We start from the raw sequence: 21718 nt of genomic DNA, 5'->3' as shown, positions 1-21718 counted from the left end.
GTGTCATTTAGGTTTTTTTTATTCTCAATTTAGGAGGTGATGCGGCATTTGATACAAAAAAAGCTGGTGAAAGGCGGCCACCTTTCATCCAGCGGGTTCCCCCATAAAAAGGAGGTATTCACATGGATTATGATAAGTTATCGAAAGACATATTACAACTCGTAGGCGGTGAAGACAACGTTCAGCGCGTGATTCACTGCATGACAAGGCTTCGTTTTAATCTTCATGACCATTCGAAGGCGGATCGCGGTCAGCTGGAGCAGCTGCCGGGTGTGATGGGCACTAATATCAGCGGTGGTCAGTTTCAAATTATCATAGGAAATGATGTGCCCAAGGTGTACCAGGCGATGCTGCAGCACGGTAAGCTCAGTGATGAGAAGAGTGCCGGTTCATCATCCCAGAAAAAGAATGTGCTGAGTGCGGTCTTTGATGTGATTTCTGGTGTGTTTACCCCGATTCTTCCGGCGATTGCGGGAGCAGGGATGATCAAAGGGCTTGTCGCGTTAGCCGTTACATTCGGCTGGATGACAGAGACGAGTCAGGCGCATGTGATTCTCTCGGCTGTCGGTGATGGCGCGTTCTATTTCCTGCCGCTCCTGCTTGCAATGAGCGCGGCGAGAAAGTTCGGAAGCAATCCATATGTAGCGGCGGCGATTGGGGCGGCGATTCTGCATCCGGATTTGACGGCGCTGCTTGGTGCGGGGAAACCGATTTCCTTTATCGGGCTTCCTGTCACCGCTGCCACGTATTCGTCAACAGTCATTCCGATTTTGCTGGCGATTTGGATCGCATCGTATGTTGAGAAGTGGATTGACCGGATCACCCACTCTTCTCTGAAGCTGATTGTGGTTCCGGCACTGACATTGCTGATTGTTGTGCCGCTGACGCTGATTACAGTCGGTCCGCTTGGCGCTATTTTGGGAGAATACTTGTCTGTCGGTGTGAACGTTTTATTTGATCATGCAGGGCTTATTGCGATGATTTTGCTTGCGGGAACATTCTCTTTAATCATTATGACGGGCATGCATTATGCACTGGTGCCGATTATGATTAACAACATTGCCCAAAACGGGCACGATTACTTGCTGCCCGCTATGTTTTTGGCGAATATGGGGCAGGCCGGGGCATCCTTTGCCGTTTTCCTTCGCTCCAGAAACAAAAAGTTTAAATCACTTGCACTCACAACGAGTGTCACGGCGCTGATGGGGATTACAGAACCCGCGATGTACGGCGTGAATATGAGATTGAAAAAACCGTTCGCGGCGGCTTTGCTGGGTGGCGCGGCCGGCGGAGCGTTTTACGGTGTGACGGGTGTTGCTTCCTATATTGTCGGGGGGAATGCGGGTCTGCCGAGTATCCCTGTCTTTATCGGCCCAACGTTTATTTACGCCATAATCGGCCTTGTGATTGCGTTTGCGGCGGGAACAGCGGCAGCCTATCTTATTGGATTCGAGGATGTGCCGTCTGACAGTGATCAGCGGCCGTCTGTGCATGAAGGCAGCGGAGAAATCATTCACAGCCCGATTAAAGGTGAAGTAAAGTCATTAAGTGAAGTGAATGACGGGGTGTTTTCTGCCGGGGTCATGGGAAAAGGATTCGCTATTGAGCCTGAAGAAGGAGAAGTTGTTTCTCCTGTTCATGGAAGCGTTACCACTGTTTTTAAAACAAAGCATGCGATTGGAATGACGAGTGATCAGGGAGCCGAAATTCTCATACACATTGGATTGGACACTGTGAAGCTGGAGGGGCAATGGTTTACAGCTCACGTCAAAGAAGGCGACAAGGTCGCACCGGGAGATTTGCTCGTGTCCTTTGATCTGGAACAAATCAAAGCGGCGGGATATGACGTCATCACCCCGGTGATCGTGACCAACACAGACCAATATTCGTTTTCGCCTGTAAAAGAAATCGGCAAGGTGAAGACAAAAGAAGCATTGCTAGCTTTATCTTAAAAAAACTGATGAGGTGATCAATATGAGTGCAAATGCAAAACGATTTCCAGAAGGATTTTTATGGGGCGGCGCGGTTGCTGCCAATCAAGTGGAAGGTGCTTATAACGAGGGCGGTAAGGGGCTTTCGACGGCTGACGTATCACCGAACGGCATCATGTCTCCATTTGATGAGTCGATGTCTTCCTTGAATCTTTATCATAACGGAATTGATTTTTATCATCGGTATAAAGCGGACATCGCTTTGTTTGCGGAAATGGGGTTTAAGGCATTCCGCACATCAATAGCGTGGACAAGAATTTTTCCGAATGGCGATGAAGAGGAGCCTAATGAAAAAGGCCTCAACTTTTATGACGATCTGTTTGATGAACTGTTAAAGCATCAGATTGAGCCAGTCGTGACCATCTCACATTATGAAATGCCGCTCGGTTTAGTGAAACAGTATGGCGGCTGGAAGAATCGCAAGGTCATCGAGTTCTATGAACGTTATGCCAAAACCGTCTTCAAACGCTATCAACACAAAGTGAAGTATTGGATGACGTTCAATGAAATTAATGTAGTGCTCCATGCGCCATTTACCGGCGGCGGGCTTGTTTTTGAAGAAGGAGAAAACAAATTAAACGCGATGTATCAGGCCGCGCACCACCAGTTTGTCGCCAGCGCCCGCGCTGTCAAAGCGGGGCATGAGATCATTCCTGATTCAAAAATCGGCTGTATGATTGCGGCAACGACAACCTATCCGATGACATCTAAGCCGGAGGATGTCTTCGCGGCACTGGAGAATGAGCGCAAAACACTTTTCTTCTCAGATGTGCAGGCACGAGGCGCATACCCGGGATATATGAAACGCTTCTTGGCAGAAAATCATATTGAAATTGAAATGGCTGATGGCGATGAAGAGATTTTGAAAGAACATACGGTGGATTACATCGGATTCAGCTACTATATGTCGATGGCGGCAAGCACTGATCCGAAAGAACTCGCAAAATCAGGGGGCAACCTGCTGGGCGGTGTGAAAAATCCATATCTCAAATCATCAGAATGGGGCTGGCAGATTGATCCGAAAGGCTTGCGCACCACGCTTAATACGTTATATGACCGCTATCAGAAGCCGCTGTTTATCGTGGAAAACGGCCTTGGTGCGGCAGACAAAGTGGAGGAGGACGGCTCTATTCAGGATGATTACAGAATCAACTATCTGCGAGAACACCTCATTGAAGCCCGGGAAGCGATTGCTGACGGTGTCGACTTAATCGGATACACGTCATGGGGACCGATTGACCTTGTCAGCGCCTCCACTGCGGAAATGAAAAAACGCTACGGCTACATTTATGTTGATCGGGACAATGAAGGAAACGGATCATTAAACCGCATCAAGAAAAAAAGCTTCGGCTGGTATCAGCGAGTCATCGCCACAAATGGAGAGAGTCTCTGACAACTTTTTGAATACTCATGCGCTTCAATTGACAATAACCGGAAGCAGGCGGACAATAAAAGAGAAAGATGAACCACCCACAGTCCGAAAGGCGGGAAGAGCATGTTTAACAAAATGTTAGTTGCGATTGACGGATCAGATATGAGTGCAAAAGCGCTTGATGCCGCAGTGCATTTGGCTAAAGAGCAGCAGACGGAACTAAGCATTCTTCATGTGGGGAGAGAAGCCGTCGTCACGACTTCTTCTCTGACGGGAATGGTCTATGTGCCTGAACATTTTATTGAAGAAATCAGGGACCAGGTTAAAAAAGAAGGCCTGAAAATTCTTGAGAATGCAAAAGAAAAAGCAGCCGGAAACGGTGTTCAAGCTGAAACGATTTACGCGCAGGGCGAGCCGGCGCATGAGATACTAAATACCGCAAAAGAGAAAGGCGTCAGCCTGATCGTAGTCGGCAGCCGGGGCATCAGCGGCCTCAAAGAAATGATGCTTGGAAGCGTCAGCCATAAAGTGTCTCAATTATCGCCCTGCCCGGTATTGATTGTTCGATAAAAGAATAAGTGATTAGGTCTAATAGAAAAATAAAAAATTAAATTACGAATATGAAATTAAGAAATCTTATAAACATCGAAAAAATTAGAAAAAGGTTAGTGATTTATAGTAAAAAAAATTTGGATGATTTTGAATAATTTGTAGAGGGAGCTAATAAGCTCTCTTTTTTTTATCAAAAAACTGGTCTTCAAATTTAGATGAACAAAGTTTCATGAAAACTCTATATCCTCAGGGTTGGGGGTTTTTCAGTAAAAATCCTAGAGAAGAAATGGTAAATGTCTATGAAACTAAAAATTATACACAGGCAGTTTCTTGGCCAAATAATAGCTTTAAGAACATTTTCGGGTTAGACAGACATGGAAGAGCGCAAGGGATTGAGTTGGGATATTTAATCGAACAGATTCCAAGCTCTATAGAATGGAAGAACTGTCATGACGGATCAAGAGCTTGTTTAAAAAAGACTGATACTTTATTTGCTATAAAAAATAAAACACCTAATCCATCTTTGTGCGGAAACTTAGGTTTATCCAGAGAAACACTTATACCTTGGGCATGGAGCAATAAAAGTAGAAGTAATATTTCAAAAGAATCTAAAGTATTGAGAGTTGAAGTTAAATGTTCTTAAATGGAGGTGTTTATAAGACATTCAATGAAAAAACTTTTAATTGGGTTAATTGTAACTATCCCTGGACAAATGTTTATGGATTAGCAAGAAGTTTAATGGCTTTGTCGACAGCTCTAACGCTTATTTTTAATGATGCCAGTGTGTTTTTTAGACCAGCTAGCGGAATAGATACTTATCCTTATTGTCCAAAAACTATTCCAAGTGTTTTTTGCCTTACCTCAAATGATTATCTTCATCTGAATATAGTACGGTGGATTTGTGTATTGTTATTGATAATTATAGCAACTGGCTGGCGACCGAGAATCACTGGGTTTTTCCATTGGTGGATCTGTTATAGTTTGCAAGTTTCTGCACTTACGATTGATGGTGGCGAACAGGTGAATGCGGTTTTTACTCTATTGCTCTTACCTATAACATTAACCGACGGTAGGAAATGGCATTGGTATAATAATAAAGTAAGTAACATTAAAAGCAACGGAGAGTTTTATGCTAGGATGATAGCGTTGGTCTCTTTTGTTGTAATAAGAGTACAAGTTTCTATATTATATTTTAATTCATTTATAGCTAAGTTAGGTGAGGAAGACTGGATTAATGGAACAGCAGTTTATTACTATTCTCAACATTTAATGTTGGGATTTCCAGAGCCGATACTTCATGTGTTTCAATTTATAATCACTAGTAAATATATTGTGGTAGCTACTTGGGGAACATTGCTCATTCAGTTTTTATTATTTGCAGCTATACTGGCACCGAAAAAAAGTTGGAATCTTTTATTCTATATAGGACTGCTCATGCATGATATTTTTGCAATTATGTTTGGTTTGATTAGTTTTTCTATGATTATGTGCAGTATTTTAATTTTATATTTAAGACCTTTAGACAAACCTTTCAAGTTGAAAGAAATTAAACTTAAAAAAGGTTTATTAGAAAGGGGGGATAAACAAAAGGTTCTGAATTATTAAATTAAATAATAAAGGAGGAAGAAAAATGAAAGGGAATTTTATCAACAGAAAAAACTTAATATTCATTCTATTTGTATTGTTAGTTTCATCAATTACAAGCCATTTTAACTCTGCTAAGGCTATCGAAAGCCATAAATTTTCTGGCGAAGAAATTTATGCTGGTGTGGCCTTTGGGCAAGGAGATGTAGCAAAACTTTTTCCGGAAGTTTGGAGTAAAGAGAATTTAGAAAAATTATCTACAAAAGAATCAAAAAGAAAAGCACTTAAGTTAATCGCAGAAATGAAGGAAGTAGATCCAAACTACTTCAATAATTTGGAGAAAGCCATTTATGAAAACAAAGATCCAAAAGAAGTAAAGGAACTTCTCACAAGAAGCGGAAAAATTCTAAAAAAGGTTGATCCAAACATATCTGAAAATACTCAAGTTGACTCTGCCGAAGGAGCTTGTGTCACATTTGTGACGTGGACGGCAGTAGCTGCTATATGGGTAGCTGTTGTGGCCGGAGCAGTTGTTGTAGCTTCCACTGTGACCAATGATAAAACCTCTTTGATGAATGAAATGCTTACTAAAAACATGGTGGAGAGATTAAATTAAACTCTAAAATGGATCTTAATTTTAACAAGTTAAGATCCGTTTTTTTATTGACATATCCCTCACGGACACCTTTAAGATAAAAGTGAAAATCTCTAAGGAGTGAATTTCATGAATATTAAACAAGTATCTGAATTAACAGGTTTAACTAAAAAAGCGATTAAGTATTATGAATCTGAAGGATTAATTGAAGTTAATAAAAACCCAACGAATCAGTATAGAGAATATTCCGAAAAAGAAGTTTCTCAGTTGAACTTAATTGCGTCCCTTCGATTGCTTCATATGCCTATAAAAGAAATTAAATCTCTTCTAATTGGAGAAAGAAGGCTTTCAGAATTATTAAATGAACAGTTAAATCAAATTAATATAAATTTAAAGCAGCTTGAGCAACAGAAATTATTAACAGAGACTCTCATACAGAACATAAATGAAATAGATGATTTTAGTGATAAGATTAAAATTTTAGAAGACACTTTGCAGTTGAAAGATCAAGAAAAGAAAGAATATATACTGGATAAAATCTTGAGAATATTCCCAGGTAAATTTGGTGAATTTGTTGTTGTTATGTTTGAGCCTTTTTTAGAAGTTACTATTGATAATGAGAGTAAAAGCTTGGATTGGTTAAATTTAGTTAGTTATTTGGATGACATTGAAGAGGTAGAGGATAATCATCCGATTATGAAGTTAATTATGGAAAATGAGCAAGAGTTGGAAAGACTTAAGAAGAGCAATTATGATACTGTAAATAAAATAATTAATAAAGACCCTGAACTAATTAAGCAACAAAAACAAGCAATAATAGACTTGGTCAAAAATGTAAAAACGAGTGAAGAGTTTAAAGAGAATTTTATTAAACAAGTAAGTAGCGGAAATGACTTTCCACAATTAAAAGAAGGAAGTAAATTTAGTGATATGTTATATAAAATAAGTTCTAAGTATAAGCTCTTTTTAGACAATCAAACAGAAATAAAAAAACAAGCCGATGCAGAGTTAGGATTTGATTCAAAGCAATTTTTAGAAGCCATTATAAAGGGTGAAAGAGATTGATGAACTATATTATTGGCGGGTTTATATGCTTATTATTTGCCTATTTAATTGGTGTAAAAAAAATATTAGTTCTATTAATAAATTATAATGACTTTACTTTTTTAGGTGATAAGGATAAGTTATCAAAAAGAATGGGGATTATACTATTTATAATTGGAGTATTCACTATATTAATGCCTTTGTTACTTATGGTTTTTGGCGTTTTAATAAAAAGCATATATACAGTCATAATAATTGCTTTAGTCTTACTTGCTTCTTTATTTATTGTAGTTCCATACTTTCAAATCAAATAAATGACTTCATTCAATGTAATCTAGTCCAAGGAAAAAATCTGAGGATTTATACACAATATGCAATCAAAAGAACAGAGTTATTTTCCCTAGCCGGTAAACTATAGAAGATATAACCTATTGTGACCATTATTCTGGACAAAAGTTTATGGTGTTTAATTGCTTGATGAAAGCGCCAATTTTGATTTTTAATATGACTAGTGTGTTTCTTAGACAGTTAGCGATACATATCTTCATTTTCCAAAAACTACTCGTTTGAATTTTTGTATTGCTAATTTTATAGTGACTAGCTGACGTCCGAAAATCACACTTGAGTGATTCAATGGTAGACTTGATTAAATGGCTGTATAAGTGAACACTGTTTGAAGAAGAGTAGAGTTTGTATTTTCTGTAATTTTGTAACTGTTATTCTTATGTTCCAAGAAAACACAACTAAAAATACAAGATGTTTTTTGATGCGAATCTTTACCAAAAGAGGCGACTCCCATTGATACCTAAGGGATGACGCCTCTTTTTGTTTTCAATGTGTTTAGCGCCTTGTTCACATAATAGTCCCGGATGCTATTTCTTTGCTGCTTTATTGGCCGGCGCAAACCAACCGAATAAAGCAATGGCCACTAAAACGCCATAGAAGATCAGCGTCCAGGTGGTGCTGTGCGGAAAGTGATGGTCCAGGATTCCAATATCCTCATGGGCAAGGGTAATGACCACCAGTTTGACACCGACCCAGGCCACAATGGCATATGCGGTTGTTTCCAGTGCGGGGCGCTGATTAAGAAGTTTTACAAACCAGGTTGCGGCAAACTTAATCAGGATAAGGCCTGCAATTCCGCCTAGGACAACAACAATAAATTGTCCTCCATCCATGCCGCCGAAATCATCAAGCGGTGATTCCGGAAGGCCGAGAGCTAAAGCAACCGCAGCAAGAATCGAATCAATGGCAAAAGCGAGGTCCGCTAAAGCAATCTTTCCGACTGTGGGCCAGAAACCTTTCCCGGCAGCCTCCTCTTTGTCCTCCTCATGAATATTCTCGTTTTTTTTCCCGAAACGGGCCTTCACCACATGCTTTAAGCCCAGGTAAAGAAGATACGCTGCTCCTATCGCCTGAATCTGCCAGACATTCGCGATAAACGAAATGGCAAAAAGCGCCGCAAACCTGAAGGCAAATGCCATGATGATTCCATAATTTATCGCTTTTTTCTTCTGATCATCGGGTAAATGCTTGGCGATAACTGCCAGTACAAGGGCATTATCAGCCGATAGCAGTCCTTCTAATCCGATTAAAATTAACAATGTCCAGGCATATTCCAGCCAGATAGACTCCATTAACATCGTTCCTTTCTAAAACGTAAAGTGTGCTGTAAAAGTTGCGATATCAACAGCATTCCCCTTCTCATCTATCGTTAATCCAATTGAGTAGGTTGGTATTTCTTGGGGGCTCTTCGTGTTGGCAAAAACCAGAAATCTACATGTGCAACATGCTAAAAGATAAGTGATACATCAATTTAAGTATAGTATCTGTGTTGTTTAAAATTACCAAAATGAATAAAGTCATAATGTAAAATGGTGAAAAAAAGAATATAATGAATACAAGTGCAAAGGCTTTGAGGCGGTAAAGCAACTTCTAGCGGCCAGCGTGTCGTTGGAGTAGATAATGAAACGGATAAGATGTCAGAATTTATAGTAAACAATGCTTTCACATGAAGGAAGCAGCCTTGTCTGATGTTCAGCAGGCAGAATCTTTGATGCCAAAGCCTGAACAAAACCATTTGATTCCGGTATCTTAATCAATGCGGCGGAATAAGGAATTTTTTTGAATTATCAGCAGGATTATTTAAAAGGTCATCTTTAGCTTCTGATGAGGCGCACTTTATTACAGGCTCAAACTTTGTCATAGACGGCGGCTGGACGGCCGGCAAGAAACTATAATAAAGGGAAAAGCACCTTGCAGCTGGGGTGCTTTCCCTATACATAACTGGAGGTAGAATACTCTTGATGCAACAGGATCTTTCCTTATCGTCAAACCAAAAATCAACAGCCGTGCTGAAAATGGTCATCTCCATGGTGATTTTCGGTTCCATCGGCTTTTTCTCAGAGCATACCAATCTGCCGTCATTTGAATTGGTATTCATCCGCTGCCTTTGCGCGACGCTATTTTTAAGCTTCTGCTGGCTGGCGTCCGGCCAGTATAAAACCGAAAAGTGGAGCAAGAGAGAAGTGCTGCAAACATTGGCGTGCGGTTTCTTTCTTGTATTCAACTGGGTGTTCTTATTTAAGTCTTTTGAAGAAACATCTGTCACGATCGCCATCTCGGTTTATCACCTTGCACCGGTGCTTGTTCTTCTCCTGGGGAGCATCATCTACAGAGAAAAATTAAACGTCATCTCTGTCAGTTCCATTATCATCTGTTTTCTGGGAACTGCGCTGATTTCCGGGATTAATGGCAGCACATCACTAACGCAGCTGATGGGGTCAGGAATCATTTGGGCCGTTCTCGCCGCACTGTTTTATGCGTTCACTACTTTATTGGGAAAAGGCATTCACAACCTCAGCCCTTACGCGACCACCTTCCTGCAAACCGGTTTAGGGATCATTATCCTGATTCCGTTTATTCACTTTGGCGCTTTTGCCGGCCTGTCTCAGGGGAACTGGATTATGGTGGTGTCTACCGGTATCATTCATACGGGTATTGTGTATTTGCTGTTTTTTGACAGTTTGCGTTTTTTATCAACGAAATTTATTTCAATCATTGTCTTCCTCGACCCGGCTGTCGCGATCGTGCTGGATACCGTCTTCACAGGTTTCCGTCCAGACCTCTATCAAACACTAGGCATCGTGATGATCTTTGCGGGCATGGCTTTGACGCTTGTCAGGAGGCAGGGGAAAGCGGATGTGGTCGCTGAGGGTAAGGATATTGAACAAATTCAGTAACACTAATAGAGAAAACGTAAAAAGGCCTAAGCGGTCTTAATTATTTGTGGAGGGATAATAATAAAAAAGTATAAACGTTACAATTTAGATAATGAATTAATTTCCACCCTTGAGAGAATTAAAAGAGATTTAGAAGGTCCATTTCCTTCTGATATTGAGAAATTAGAGGACGATTATAATGAATTTTGTTTAGCGGAAGATTTTTATGAATTTTTTATGCTCATTGTTGGAAGTCTAAGTTATGTTTTGGCAGATAAAAAACTGCCCAAACGCCAACTTGATTCATTATCAAAATCTTTTTTTGAACTATACCCAAGGTACTCTCAAATGAATGGAATTTTAGAAAACTATCCTGCACTAAAGCGAGAACTAGAACTACACGAGCAAGCAAGGAGATTATTAATTAATATAATTTCTAATTAGCTAGCACTTTTAAGAAATAGGTACGTACTACTTTCAATTTGAAATGATAGTATAAGCTTAGAAATGTATTTAGAACAGGCACGGAAAGTTATTAAAAAGCAAAACCCCAGCCTTCACTCAAGGTTGGGGTTTCTGCGTTTGACTCGCCAAATTCTAAAGACAGAGGCTGCGTAAGTGAGAATAGCCGGGATAGTGATAGCGATGATAAAGACAAAAAGGACGTGGACGGTGTTATGAAGTATGGAAGCATCACCAGAAATAAATGTATTCCTGATGACAGTGACAGCCGCGGTAAGACAGAGCATGAACAATGTGATATAGCGCAGGGAAGATTCACTTTGTTTATATTTATCAATCATAGTTGAACGGTCGGAGTGAATCGGCTTCGTTCCGGGTTCAGCAGCAAAGATGTGTGTGTCGTATACAGAGCAAACACGTTCCCATCCGGCCGCTTCAAACATCTCGGTGTATTCCGCCAAGCTTTCTTCCTCAACATCATGATAGTCAATGCTGTATATCAACTTCCGCGGCTCAGCTTTTTTAAGCTTATACCCCATAAACGCAAATGAATCGAGCACCCAGCCTTTGCCGGCCATATCGCTTAGTCTCTTCATATCCTTTTCTTCTGAAAACGCCAAGCCTTCGGACATCATATATTTTTTCTGTTTCATGATTCATCCCCTTTCCTTTGTTGAAAAGCGCGTTCGCCGTGTTCAGCCATCACTTTTCTGCGCTGAATTTCTTTTTTGAGTAATTCTTGGCCGTGCAGGGTGGTCTGGTATACTTTGCGGCGCGGGTTGTCATTGTTGATAAGCTCAATGATCTCTTTTTGCAGTAATTTCTTTAACAATGTATATAAAGTAGCCGGGCCGATCGTAAAGGAGTCATCGGTCATTTTCTCCATCTCTTGCATGATCGAATATCCGTGCTTTGGTTCTAGCAATGTTAAGACAATATAATAGGCTGGATCGGTAAGCTGATCCATTTCCTGACGTTGTTTTGGCAAGGGGTCACCTCATTTCTTATATCAACTAATGATATATCACTTATTGATATAATGAAATCTTCCTTTTGTTTTGTCAATTCTGCATTCAGTCATCATAAAGAAACAATCACCGAGTATGCATTAATGTATACGTTTTCATAGAGGGGGAGTTTTGATGAAAAAAGGGATGGCGGCGGTTTTTGTGATGATGCTGATATTGTGTTTCGGCGGGAATGAGAGTGTGAAGGCGGCGGAGCCGAAGGTGTATCAGTTTGATTTTGGAAGCGGTTCGGTTGAGCCTGGTTACATTGGTGTCAGGGCGTCTGATCGGTATGACCGGTCAAAGGGCTACGGGTTTCTAACACCGGAGAATATGAAGGATGTGGCGGCGCCCGGGACTGGTGTGAAGAGTGATGCGGTTCAGTTTTTGACGTATGGGACGAAAAGCGACAATACGTTTAGCGTGGATCTTCCAAATGGCCTTTACGAGGTGAAGGTGACGCTTGGCAATACGGCAAGGGCCAGTGTGGCGGCGGAGGGTGTGTTTCAGGTCATCAATATGACGGGAGACGGTGCGGAGGATACGTTCCAAATTCCTGTTACCGACGGGCAGCTGAATCTGCTGGTGACATAGGGAAAAGCAGGCACCGCTTTTACGCTCAGCGCCTTGAAAATCAAGAAATTGTCTGATCAGCCGGTGACGAACCGAACCATTTATGTCGGCGGCGATTCGACGGTGTGCAATTATTATCCGCTCAACAGCAGCAAGCAGGCGGGCTGGGGGCAGATGCTGCCTCACTATGTCGACAAACAATTTCAAGTGAGAAACATGGCGTCAGGCGGGCAGATCGCGAGAGGGTTTCGAAATGACGGGCAGCTTGAGGCGATCTTGAAGTATATCAAGCCGGGCGATTATTTTATGTTGCAGCTGGGCATTAATGACACAAATCCGAAGCATAATGAATCTGAAGCGGAATTTAAGGAGATTATGCGAGATATGATCCGCGAGGTGAAAGCGAAGGGTGCGGAAGTCATCCTTTCAACACCACAGGGACGGGCGACAGATTTTACGTCTGAAGGCATTCATTCGTCTGTCAACCGATGGTACAGGGCTTCTATTTTGGCTTTGGCCGAAGAGGAGAAAACGCACCTCATTGACTTAAATGTCCTCAGTTCGGCTTACTTTACATCAATCGGTCCGGAAAAAACACTCGCGTTATATATGGACGGAGATACGCTGCATCCTAACCGCGCGGGAGCCGACGCACTGGCGCGGTTAGCCGTTCAGGAGTTGAAACGCCAGAGAATTGAAGGATTTTAATACGTCATTTTTCGACAAAACACATATGCCTGCGTGAATTAGCGTATAATGAGAACATCTGCAAGAGACAGGAGTTTATACATGAGTCATTTTAAAAACTATCAAATCAGTCATGACATTTTACGAGCATTAGAAGGACTGGGATATACAGAACCGACCAAGGTGCAGCAGAGCGTGATTCCCGCTGCCCTAGAACGAAAGGATCTTGTCGTCAAATCACAGACGGGAAGCGGGAAAACGGCTTCTTTCGGGATTCCTCTCTGTGAGCTGGCGGATTGGGATGAAAACAAGCCGCAGGCGCTTATTTTAACACCGACCCGTGAGCTTGCCGTACAAGTAAAAGAGGATATCACAAACATCGGACGCTTTAAACGAATTAAAGCGACTGCCGTGTTTGGAAAGTCTTCCTTTGATAAACAAAAAGCTGAACTGAAGCAAAAAAGCCACATCGTTGTCGGCACGCCGGGACGTGTCTTGGATCATATCGAAAAGGGCACGCTGCCGTTAGACCGTCTGTCCTATTTGGTGATTGATGAAGCCGATGAGATGCTGAATATGGGCTTCATTGAGCAGGTGGAGGCGATCATCAAGCATCTGCCGGTTGAGCGTACGACGATGCTGTTTTCGGCGACCCTGCCGGAGGATATTGAGAAATTAAGCCGTCAATATATGAAAAACCCGGAGCATATTGAGATCAAAGCGGCCGGCCTTACCACAAGGAATATTGAACATGCGGTGATCCAAGTCAGAGAAGAGCATAAGTTTTCTTTGCTGAAAGATGTGTTAATAACGGAAAATCCGGATAGCTGCATCATTTTCTGCCGGACGAAAGAACATGTCAATCAGCTGACCGATGAATTGGATAACTTAGGGTATCCGTGCGATAAAATACACGGCGGAATGATTCAGGAAGACCGTTTCGATGTCATGGATGAATTTAAACGGGGCGAGTACCGTTACTTAGTCGCGACAGATGTCGCCGCGCGCGGGATTGATATTGAAAATATCTCTCTTGTCATCAACTATGATCTGCCGCTTGAGAAGGAAAGCTACGTCCACCGCACAGGCCGGACGGGGCGCGCAGGAAACAAAGGAAAGGCCATTTCGTTTGTCACAGCCTTCGAAAAACGGTTTTTAGCTGACATTGAAGACTATATCGGATTTGAGATTCAAAAAATAGAAGCCCCTTCTCAAGAAGAAGCGGCCAAGAAGAAACCTGATTTTCTATCCAAATTGAATGACCGTCCGGAATTCAAAAAGGACAAAAGCGAAGAGCTGAATAAAGACATTATGAAGCTGTATTTTAACGGCGGAAAGAAAAAGAAAATCAGAGCCGTTGATTTTGTAGGAACGATTGCCAAAATTGATGGTGTGACAGCTGATGATATCGGCATTATCACAATCATGGATAACGCCTCTTACGTGGAGATTTTAAACGGAAAAGGCCCTCAAGTTCTCAAAGTGATGAAAAACACATCCGTCAAAGGGAAGAAGCTCAAGGTGAATAAAGCGAATAAATGATGAATGACCTGCTCCCGGTTAAAGGGGCAGGTCATTTTGCTGCTGGCTTATATCCGCGCTGGTCTCCTCCGGGACAAAAGCGAGGATCACAATGCCGATTACAAATAAAACAATTAGGCTGAACACCGCAGTCGAGGATCTCCCGGTCAGCTGGGCGGTAACGGCGATGAGCAATGGCCCCATAATCGAAGCGAATTTTCCGAAAATGTTGTAGAAGCCGAAGAATTCATTGGCGTGGCGCTTTGGCACGAGCTTGGCGAAATAAGAACGGCTGAGGGCTTGAATGCCGCCCTGCGAAGTGGCGACAAGCATGGCCAGTATCCAGAAATCTAGCGTTGTTTCCATAAAATAAGCGTACACACAGACAATCATATAAATGACGATTCCAACGTACAGCATTGTTTTTCCCGTAAAGCGTTCTGCCAGTTTTCCGTATACAATGGAAAACGGCGCGGCGACGACTTGAGTGACAAACAGGATGATCAGGAGGCTTGAGGGGCTGATCCCTAAATCAGACCCATAGGAGGTCGACATCGTAATAATCGTGCCGACTCCGTCGATATAAAAGAAATAAGCAAGCAAAAAGAGGAACAGCGCCCGGTACTGCCTAATCCGTTTCATCGTTTGGCCGAGCCGCTTAAAGCTGTTGATAACAATATGAGGTTCTCTTTTGATGAAATAGCGCTGATGGACATGTTTCAGCATCGGGATGGTAAACAGCCCCCACCAGGCAGCCGTTATGAAAAAGGACAGCTGGCTTGCGGCCGATACAGACAGCGGAATCGACTCTGCTTGAGCAAGCAGGATGACAGCAATGCTGATGATAAATGGAATCGTGCTTCCTATGTAGCCTAAGCCAAAACCCCGTGCAGAGACGATATTCATCCGTTTTTCTGAAGTGACGTCAACGAGAAAGGCATCATAAAACACGTTGGCGCCGGAAAAACCGATAGCCGATATGGTATAAAACAGCAACAAAAGCAGCCAATGTTCACTCGGGATAAAGGCAAGCATCGCGGTGCTGGCAACACCGGCTGACACAAAGAAACCGAAGAACTTTTTTTTGCACCCTTCATAGTCGGCGATCGTGCCTAAAATCGGCCCGAGCATCGCAAGAATAAACGTTGAAATCGCAATGGTATATCCCAAATAGGCAGTCGATTGAGCAGCTCCGACACCGCCTTCCGCCGCAGCTGCTTTATAAAACAACGGAAACACCGCGGTGGTCACGACAATCGAGTATGCAGAATTTGCCCAGTCATATAAAATCCAGCTGTTTTCTTGTTTCGTAAAACGTTTCATCACAAGCCCCCTTCTCTGGTAACAATACTTTTATTGTACGAGAAATGGGGCTGAAAAGAATGGAAAGCACGTAAATTTTTACAAAATGTTTATGTTTTTGTGCTTCAAATCAAACTTTTGGTTTATTGATGGGGATAGGTATATCTGGTACCATTTAACTACATTTTACGTATTTTCCAGAAGGGATTCAGCAGAGAGGAGACAGAGCATGAGGCGAATAGGCTTGTGTATAAGCCTGCTGGTCACAGTTCTTGTGATGAGCGCATGCGAAAGTGAAGATGAGGCTCAGACGTTTGCAGATCGTGATCAAGAGACGGTCAAACAAACCACAGCCAAACCGATGAGCAATAAGAATAAACAGGAATTCCAGACTCTTCCAAGCGATATGCAGCTGGCGATTGTATTCAGTTCCATGATACGTGTAAGCGAAGCATTTGATTATGGAATCGGCAACCCTGAATACTTTGTGCGGAGCAGCATGACTGAAGAAGAAGCAGACATTGCGAAGGAGAACCTTAGAGCGATTCAACATGAAAACAAACCGCTCAAAAAACAAAACACCGAGGCAATCGCTTTGCTTCAAAAAACCCGCAATCATGGAATGAGCCGCAACGAAATGCAGCAGCTGAAAGAAAATCGTGCTGCTTTTTTTGAGATCACAGAACGTATGATCAAACTCATCAGCCAAGTCACACCGAAAAACGCGAAGAAGACAAGACAGCAGCTGGATCAGCTGAAAAAACAATATACGCAATACAGTGCCGAAAGCGTCAAAATCATGAACAGCATTGTCAAAAAGCAGGGGGCTGACAAGGCATCATTTGAACGACATCTGGAGGCACTGCTTCAAAAACAGCCCGGGCAGCCGGTGCTGAGTGGATTGTATTGACCTGCTTCCTGCTCTTTCCCTGATGATATTGACCTAGTACAAAAAGAATGTACAATCAAGGTGTAGTTTGTTCTTAGTTGATTGGAGGAACATGTCATGAAAATTGCGAAGGTGATCAACAATAACGTGATCAGCGTGGTCAATGAACAGGGAAAAGAATTGGTCATCATGGGCAGGGGGCTCGCGTTCCAGAAAAAGACCGGCGATGATGTCGATGAAGACCGCATTGAGAAGGTGTTCACGCTCGATAACAAGGATGTATCAGAAAAATTCAAAACCCTTTTGTATGATATACCGATCGAGTGTATGGAAGTATCCGAAGAGATTATCAGCTATGCGAAATTAAAGCTCGGCAAAAAGCTCAACGACAGCATCTATGTGTCGCTGACCGACCATATTAACTTCGCCATCCAGCGCAATCAGAAAGGGCTTGATATCAAAAACGCCTTGCTGTGGGAAACAAAGCGGCTGTACAAAGACGAGTTTGCAATCGGAAAAGAAGCGCTGCACATGGTGAAAAACAAGACTGGCGTGTCTCTGCCGGAGGATGAAGCTGGCTTTATTGCCATGCATATCGTAAATGCCGAGCTGAATGAAGAGATGCCTAATATCATCAATATTACAAAAGTCATGCAAGAGATTTTGAGTATCGTAAAATACCATTTTAAGATTGAATTCAACGAAGAAACGCTTCACTATTATCGGTTTGTCACCCATTTGAAGTTTTTCGCGCAGCGTCTTTTTAATGGCACGCACATGGAAAGCCAGGACGATTTTTTACTGGAGACAGTGATAGAAAAGTACCATCACGCGTATGAATGCACGAAAAAAATCCAAACCTACATTGAGCGGGAGTATAAACACAAGCTCACCAGTGACGAGCTGCTGTATTTAACGATTCACATCGAAAGGGTCGTCAAATGAAAGCGTTGACATTTTTATTTTCTTGTGTTGATTTTTTCTTACATTCACATATGAGGATGTTAGGATTGTTACTGCTAAGCAGGCAAAACCTAAATTGCAATGAGTGCGGATGATCTCTGTCTGTACTGATGGTAATTTAGGTTTTTATTTTTTTCAGAGGGTGATGAGGGCGTTTCATAGGATTGTTACTGGTCAGGCAGGCAAAACCTAAACTACTCGTTCCTATTGCGATAGGGGTAGTTTAGGTTTTTTATTTTTTAGCAGAAGGGATGAAAAATGGGGATTCTTAGCAGCGGCAAAAGGCATTTTACAGCTGGCCGGCGTGGAAGAAAATGCGTTTTCTTCTAAATAAGGGATTCTCTTTGTTCCAGGGATACGAATCACTTCATTTGCCATCGTCTATGCAAGTGCAAGCTGAGCCGGCGTACAATTTTTCAGAGCGGCTATCTCTTGTACTCGATCAACAAATCATCGACTCTTCGGCCGCTTGTATCTCGATTCATTTCCGGAACTAATTCCTTCCTTTTCATAAAAGCGCAGCGTTGAAGAAGGAATACCAAACATGTTGAATTCAATACATTCATCACTTTCATTTTGTTAAAGTTGAGTCTAAGTATAATCTAAAAATGATAGTACAGGATTCTAGTAAGTAAGATTCTTTATTATCATTATTTTGACCGATGTTCCCTTTATAAAAATCATGTATGATCGACAAAGAAAACGCTTTCTCAGAAAGGGGAATGCCAACATGTCATCTTGTATGAAAAGAGTGTTGTTGATTCTTGTCACTGGATTGTTTATGAGTTTTTCTGCAGTCACTTCTAATGCCTCGGCTCAAACAGGTGGATCGTTTTTTGACCCTTTTAACAGCTATAACTCCGGATTATGGCAAAAAGCAAATGGTTATTCGAATGGAAATATGTTTAACTGCACTTGGCGTGCAAATAACGTATCAATGACGTCATTAGGTGAAATGCGTTTGGCGCTAACAAGTCCATCTTATAACAAGTTTGACTGCGGGGAAAACCGCTCTGTTCAAACATATGGATATGGACTTTATGAAGTCAGAATGAAACCAGCTAAAAACACAGGGATCGTTTCATCGTTCTTCACTTACACAGGACCAACGGATGGAACTCCTTGGGATGAGATTGATATCGAATTTTTAGGAAAAGACACAACAAAGGTTCAATTTAACTATTATACAAATGGTGCAGGAAACCATGAGAAGATAGTGGATCTCGGATTTGATGCAGCCACTGCTCATCATACGTATGCGTTCGATTGGCAGCCAAACTCTATTAAATGGTATGTCGATGGGCAATTAAAACATACTGCGACAAGCCAAATTCCGAAAACACCAGGAAAGATCATGATGAACTTGTGGAATGGTACGGGTGTTGATGAATGGCTCGGTTCCTACAATGGTGTAACACCGCTATACGCTCATTACGACTGGGTGCGTTATACAAAAAAATAATGTCAAATGTAATAAGAGCCTGCTGCTTCAATAATAGCCATGCTCTTATGATTGTAATGTGAAATTGTTGGCATGAATCTTCTGGTCTGGGCAATACTTACCGAGATTATATCAGTCCTCCTTTGATTCATAAAAATCAGTTTTTTATCGGTCTGATTAATCCAATGTTTTCAGATACGTTAGGAAAAAAACACCTAGAAGACTAGATGCAAATGATCAAAGCTACGGATATCATATTTTAATCGTAGATGTAAAAACCGGCAAAGCAATCGATTCTTTCAGCGTTTTCAATTACTACTATGCATGGGGTGTTAAAAGTCTGCCAGTCATTTCATATATCCAATAAGGTCATTCGCTCGGGCTGTTTCCGCACAAGGAACAGCCTTATTTTAGTTTGCCAGAAGGTGTAGAATGACCGTTTTTTATTTCTTGAAAAATGTTTTCTTGATTTTCTGGTTCAGGCTGTTGAACTGTGTTTGCGGCCGGCATATTCATCAATTTCTTGAATTCACCAATCGTGAGCGGTTTCTTGTCATCACGCAATTCATATCCTATTTGGCCGTTCGCTTCAATCGTTGCATTCTTAATGTCCTTTATGCTGGAGATTCCATGAATCCTCAATCGCATTTCAAGCTGGTCAACTGTCAGCCGCAGTTTTTTCATATTTTCTATATTGAGTTTGCCATCTTCAATCACTAATTTCGCTTTGCCGGTTAAGAACTTTTCCATCCAATTGGCCTTCACCTGGAACCATTCCATGAGTATTAAAGCCGCAGTAAAAATACCGGCTGCCACAAGGGTTTTCCATAAACTTGTCTCTATAATCGGCTGGACAATAATCGTTCCAATGGAAATCATCACCACAGTTTGTGCTAATGTCATCTGGGAGATTGACTTTCTTCCTGAAATTCTTAGCAATATGATGCCGGATATAATTAAAATGAGTGCTTCCCAAGCAAAATTCATGCAATCACCTTTATATTTTGATTTTTCCATAGTATGGTCTTCGATTTTTAAATTATGCAGAACAAAAGGATTTCCGCCAGCGGAAATCCTTTTCTCATTAAAACGAAATAATCCCAATCAAAAGCGCCGCAATCGTCATCACAATCGTTGTCCCCACGGCCCATTTGATGGTGAATTTTTGATGGTCGCCAAAGCTGACGCCTGCCATTCCGACCAATAGATAGGTGGAAGGCACAAGCGGGCTGAGGAGGTGCACCGGCTGGCCCAGCAAGGAGGCCCTTCCGATCTCGGCGGCGTCTATTCCGTAAGCGGTAGCGGCTTCTGCGATGATCGGAAGAACACCGAAGTAAAAGGCGTCATTCGACATGAAAAAGGTGAATGGCATGCTGACGATAGCTGTGATTAACGGCAGGTGCGGGCCCATGGCCTCAGGGATGAGTGAAACGAGAGAATGGGCCATCGCATCCACCATTTTCGTGCCTGAAAGAATGCCTGTGAATATGCCTGCCGCAAACACCATCGAGACAACGTTTAACGCGTTTCCCGCATGCGCCGAGATCCGTTTCTGCTGCTCTTTGACATTTGGGTAGTTGACCATCAAGGCGATGGCGAACGCGGTCATAAAAAGAACAGGGAGCGGAAGCAGGCTGGTGATCAGCGCAGCCATGAGGGCGACAGTCAGCAGAAGATTAAACCATTGGAGAGCGGGACGCTTGAGCGGATCTGCATCCTGATCGGAGGCAGGCGCGTGTTCAATCGAAATGACGCCGAGCCGCTTCCGCTCTTTTTTTCCGAGGATATAACTGACTGCAATCACCCAGAGAATGCCGGCGATCATAGCGGGAATCAGCGGTGTGAAGACCTCCGACGTGTCCAATTTCAAGGAAGCCAAAACCCTCGCAGTCGGCCCGCCCCACGGAATAATATTCATGACTCCCGAACCGAGCATCGCAATTCCGGCCAATACCAATCGATTCATGCCGAGCCGTTTGTACAGAGGCAGCATAGCCGCAATGGTAAGCATATAGGTTGTTGTCCCATCCCCGTCCAGCGAAATGGTCATCGTCAGAACCGCTGTGCCGACGGCGATTTTTAACGGGTCTCCTTTGACAAGCGATAAGATTTTGGCAATGAGAGGATCAAACAAACCGGAGTCAATCATTATGCCGAAATACAGGATGGCAAATAACAGCATAATGCCGGTCGGAGCGAGGTCTGTTACACCTTGAATCATCATCTCGCCAAGATCTTTGCCAAATCCGCTGATCAAGGCAAATGCAACAGGAACAACAATCAATGCAATAAGAGCGGAAAGCCGGTTAGACATAATCAGGTACATAAAGACAATGATCATCACAAAACCGAGTATGGCAAGCACGCTATGACCTCCCTCAGTCGATTTTAAGTAAGCGCTTCCACCTTTTCTTTCTGAACAGAAGGCTTATTTCAAATATGTATGTCCTCATACTGATAGGTAGACCTAAAATCCTATTGAACGGATTAGCAGTTTATCTGAAGAAGGCCGCG

19 protein-coding genes and 3 pseudogenes are annotated in these 21718 nt (G+C 42.4%); 16 read left to right on the top strand and 6 right to left on the bottom strand.

The genetic code is table 11. The annotated features are described in order from the left end of the window. The first annotated feature begins 122 nt into the window (after positions 1-122). The 8 genes and pseudogenes from ACY3LV_RS01840 (at position 123) to ACY3LV_RS01805 (ending at position 7452) form a co-directional block, all read left to right on the top strand. Complete coding sequence (locus tag ACY3LV_RS01840) at positions 123-1952, top strand: beta-glucoside-specific PTS transporter subunit IIABC (protein WP_464863293.1); 1830 nt, start codon at positions 123-125, stop codon at positions 1950-1952. Between the two features lie 22 nt (positions 1953-1974). After that, positions 1975-3384: an aryl-phospho-beta-d-glucosidase gene (bglH, locus tag ACY3LV_RS01835; protein WP_464863292.1), complete on the top strand. Its 1410-nt coding sequence runs from the start codon at positions 1975-1977 to the stop codon at positions 3382-3384. Positions 3385-3486: 102 nt separating this feature from the next. After that, positions 3487-3933: a universal stress protein gene (locus tag ACY3LV_RS01830; protein ID WP_148963301.1), complete on the top strand. Its 447-nt coding sequence runs from the start codon at positions 3487-3489 to the stop codon at positions 3931-3933. Positions 3934-4135: 202 nt separating this feature from the next. Beyond that, a pseudogene (locus ACY3LV_RS01825) lies at positions 4136-4558 on the top strand (SdpA family antimicrobial peptide system protein); the annotation flags it as partial. Further along, a complete protein-coding gene (locus ACY3LV_RS01820) occupies positions 4549-5520 on the top strand; it encodes a sporulation-delaying protein SdpB family protein (protein ID WP_333561720.1) in 972 nt (323 codons plus the stop codon). The pseudogene ACY3LV_RS01825 and the gene ACY3LV_RS01820, both read left to right, overlap by 10 nt. Positions 5521-5545: 25 nt before the next feature. Then, positions 5546-6115, top strand: a complete 570-nt coding sequence (locus ACY3LV_RS01815; protein ID WP_148963304.1) for a sporulation delaying protein family toxin — start codon at positions 5546-5548, stop codon at positions 6113-6115. Positions 6116-6223: 108 nt separating this feature from the next. After that, positions 6224-7159: a MerR family transcriptional regulator gene (locus ACY3LV_RS01810; RefSeq protein ID WP_464863291.1), complete on the top strand. Its 936-nt coding sequence runs from the start codon at positions 6224-6226 to the stop codon at positions 7157-7159. After that, on the top strand, positions 7159-7452 hold the full coding sequence (locus tag ACY3LV_RS01805; protein WP_252400969.1) for a hypothetical protein: 294 nt from the start codon (positions 7159-7161) through the stop codon (positions 7450-7452). The genes ACY3LV_RS01810 and ACY3LV_RS01805 overlap by 1 nt, the downstream gene beginning before the upstream one ends. Positions 7453-8010: 558 nt before the next feature. Here the strand turns inward: ACY3LV_RS01805 and ACY3LV_RS01800 are convergent. Continuing rightward, on the bottom strand, positions 8011-8775 hold the full coding sequence (locus tag ACY3LV_RS01800) for a TerC family protein (RefSeq protein WP_464863290.1): 765 nt from the start codon (positions 8773-8775) through the stop codon (positions 8011-8013). Between the two features lie 522 nt (positions 8776-9297). Here ACY3LV_RS01800 and ACY3LV_RS01795 point away from each other — a divergent pair. From ACY3LV_RS01795 to ACY3LV_RS01785, 3 genes and pseudogenes are all read left to right on the top strand, one after another. Further along, a pseudogene (locus tag ACY3LV_RS01795) lies at positions 9298-9378 on the top strand (SDR family NAD(P)-dependent oxidoreductase); the annotation flags it as partial. Positions 9379-9444: 66 nt separating this feature from the next. Beyond that, positions 9445-10380, top strand: coding sequence for a DMT family transporter (locus ACY3LV_RS01790; RefSeq protein WP_148963446.1), 936 nt, complete (start codon positions 9445-9447; stop codon positions 10378-10380). A 39-nt stretch (positions 10381-10419) separates the two neighbouring features. Further along, positions 10420-10803, top strand: a complete 384-nt coding sequence (locus ACY3LV_RS01785; protein ID WP_333561755.1) for a YxiJ family protein — start codon at positions 10420-10422, stop codon at positions 10801-10803. Between the two features lie 113 nt (positions 10804-10916). Here ACY3LV_RS01785 and ACY3LV_RS01780 read toward each other — a convergent pair whose 3' ends face one another. Together ACY3LV_RS01780 and ACY3LV_RS01775 are read right to left on the bottom strand one after the other, a co-directional pair. After that, a complete protein-coding gene (locus ACY3LV_RS01780) occupies positions 10917-11474 on the bottom strand; it encodes a DUF2812 domain-containing protein (protein ID WP_464863288.1) in 558 nt (185 codons plus the stop codon). After that, entirely contained in the window at positions 11471-11809 is a 339-nt protein-coding gene (locus ACY3LV_RS01775; protein WP_464863287.1) for a helix-turn-helix transcriptional regulator, read from the bottom strand. The genes ACY3LV_RS01780 and ACY3LV_RS01775 overlap by 4 nt, the downstream gene beginning before the upstream one ends. 154 nt (positions 11810-11963) lie before the next feature. Here ACY3LV_RS01775 and ACY3LV_RS01770 point away from each other — a divergent pair. Both ACY3LV_RS01770 and dbpA read left to right on the top strand, forming a co-directional pair. Beyond that, positions 11964-13109 (top strand): annotated as a pseudogene (locus tag ACY3LV_RS01770) (rhamnogalacturonan acetylesterase). Positions 13110-13190: 81 nt separating this feature from the next. Beyond that, positions 13191-14630 (top strand): ATP-dependent RNA helicase DbpA, encoded by a 1440-nt coding sequence (dbpA, locus tag ACY3LV_RS01765; RefSeq protein ID WP_464863286.1) that lies wholly within the window; start codon positions 13191-13193, stop codon positions 14628-14630. 18 nt (positions 14631-14648) lie between these two features. On the opposite strand, the gene ACY3LV_RS01760 is transcribed toward dbpA, so the two are convergent. After that, the gene (locus ACY3LV_RS01760; protein WP_333561713.1) at positions 14649-15935 is read right to left on the bottom strand and encodes an MFS transporter; all 1287 of its coding nucleotides are present in this window, start codon (positions 15933-15935) and stop codon (positions 14649-14651) included. Between the two features lie 205 nt (positions 15936-16140). Between ACY3LV_RS01760 and ACY3LV_RS01755 the strand changes: the two genes are divergently transcribed. From ACY3LV_RS01755 to bglS, 3 genes are all read left to right on the top strand, one after another. Beyond that, a complete protein-coding gene (locus tag ACY3LV_RS01755; protein WP_464863285.1) occupies positions 16141-16821 on the top strand; it encodes a hypothetical protein in 681 nt (226 codons plus the stop codon). Positions 16822-16917: 96 nt separating this feature from the next. Next, entirely contained in the window at positions 16918-17745 is an 828-nt protein-coding gene (gene licT, locus ACY3LV_RS01750; protein ID WP_087992012.1) for a transcriptional antiterminator LicT, read from the top strand. A 748-nt stretch (positions 17746-18493) separates the two neighbouring features. Then, positions 18494-19225: a beta-glucanase gene (bglS, locus tag ACY3LV_RS01745; RefSeq protein ID WP_087993272.1), complete on the top strand. Its 732-nt coding sequence runs from the start codon at positions 18494-18496 to the stop codon at positions 19223-19225. A 384-nt stretch (positions 19226-19609) separates the two neighbouring features. Here bglS and ACY3LV_RS01740 read toward each other — a convergent pair whose 3' ends face one another. Beyond that, positions 19610-20191 carry a DUF421 domain-containing protein gene (locus ACY3LV_RS01740; protein WP_202327844.1) on the bottom strand — a complete coding sequence of 194 codons (582 nt, stop codon included), beginning with the start codon at positions 20189-20191 and terminating at the stop codon, positions 19610-19612. A 97-nt stretch (positions 20192-20288) separates the two neighbouring features. Continuing rightward, positions 20289-21569, bottom strand: coding sequence for a citrate transporter CitH (gene citH / locus ACY3LV_RS01735; protein ID WP_202327845.1), 1281 nt, complete (start codon positions 21567-21569; stop codon positions 20289-20291). Positions 21570-21718 lie beyond the last annotated feature (149 nt).

The sequence above is a fragment of the Bacillus sp. 11C genome (genome assembly GCF_055486375.1).
Note: the sequence above shows the minus strand (reverse complement) of the source record. Positions and strands in the feature narration are given on the sequence as shown.

Coding starts and splice junctions, on each gene's coding strand:
- ACY3LV_RS01840 (WP_464863293.1), top strand. CDS start 123: ATGGATTATGATAAGTTATCGAAAGACATATTACAACTCGTAGGCGGT.
- bglH (WP_464863292.1), top strand. CDS start 1,975: ATGAGTGCAAATGCAAAACGATTTCCAGAAGGATTTTTATGGGGCGGC.
- ACY3LV_RS01830 (WP_148963301.1), top strand. CDS start 3,487: ATGTTTAACAAAATGTTAGTTGCGATTGACGGATCAGATATGAGTGCA.
- ACY3LV_RS01820 (WP_333561720.1), top strand. CDS start 4,549: ATGTTCTTAAATGGAGGTGTTTATAAGACATTCAATGAAAAAACTTTT.
- ACY3LV_RS01815 (WP_148963304.1), top strand. CDS start 5,546: ATGAAAGGGAATTTTATCAACAGAAAAAACTTAATATTCATTCTATTT.
- ACY3LV_RS01810 (WP_464863291.1), top strand. CDS start 6,224: ATGAATATTAAACAAGTATCTGAATTAACAGGTTTAACTAAAAAAGCG.
- ACY3LV_RS01805 (WP_252400969.1), top strand. CDS start 7,159: ATGAACTATATTATTGGCGGGTTTATATGCTTATTATTTGCCTATTTA.
- ACY3LV_RS01800 (WP_464863290.1), bottom strand. CDS start 8,775: ATGGAGTCTATCTGGCTGGAATATGCCTGGACATTGTTAATTTTAATC.
- ACY3LV_RS01790 (WP_148963446.1), top strand. CDS start 9,445: ATGCAACAGGATCTTTCCTTATCGTCAAACCAAAAATCAACAGCCGTG.
- ACY3LV_RS01780 (WP_464863288.1), bottom strand. CDS start 11,474: ATGAAACAGAAAAAATATATGATGTCCGAAGGCTTGGCGTTTTCAGAA.
- dbpA (WP_464863286.1), top strand. CDS start 13,191: ATGAGTCATTTTAAAAACTATCAAATCAGTCATGACATTTTACGAGCA.
- ACY3LV_RS01755 (WP_464863285.1), top strand. CDS start 16,141: ATGAGGCGAATAGGCTTGTGTATAAGCCTGCTGGTCACAGTTCTTGTG.
- licT (WP_087992012.1), top strand. CDS start 16,918: ATGAAAATTGCGAAGGTGATCAACAATAACGTGATCAGCGTGGTCAAT.
- bglS (WP_087993272.1), top strand. CDS start 18,494: ATGTCATCTTGTATGAAAAGAGTGTTGTTGATTCTTGTCACTGGATTG.
- ACY3LV_RS01740 (WP_202327844.1), bottom strand. CDS start 20,191: ATGAATTTTGCTTGGGAAGCACTCATTTTAATTATATCCGGCATCATA.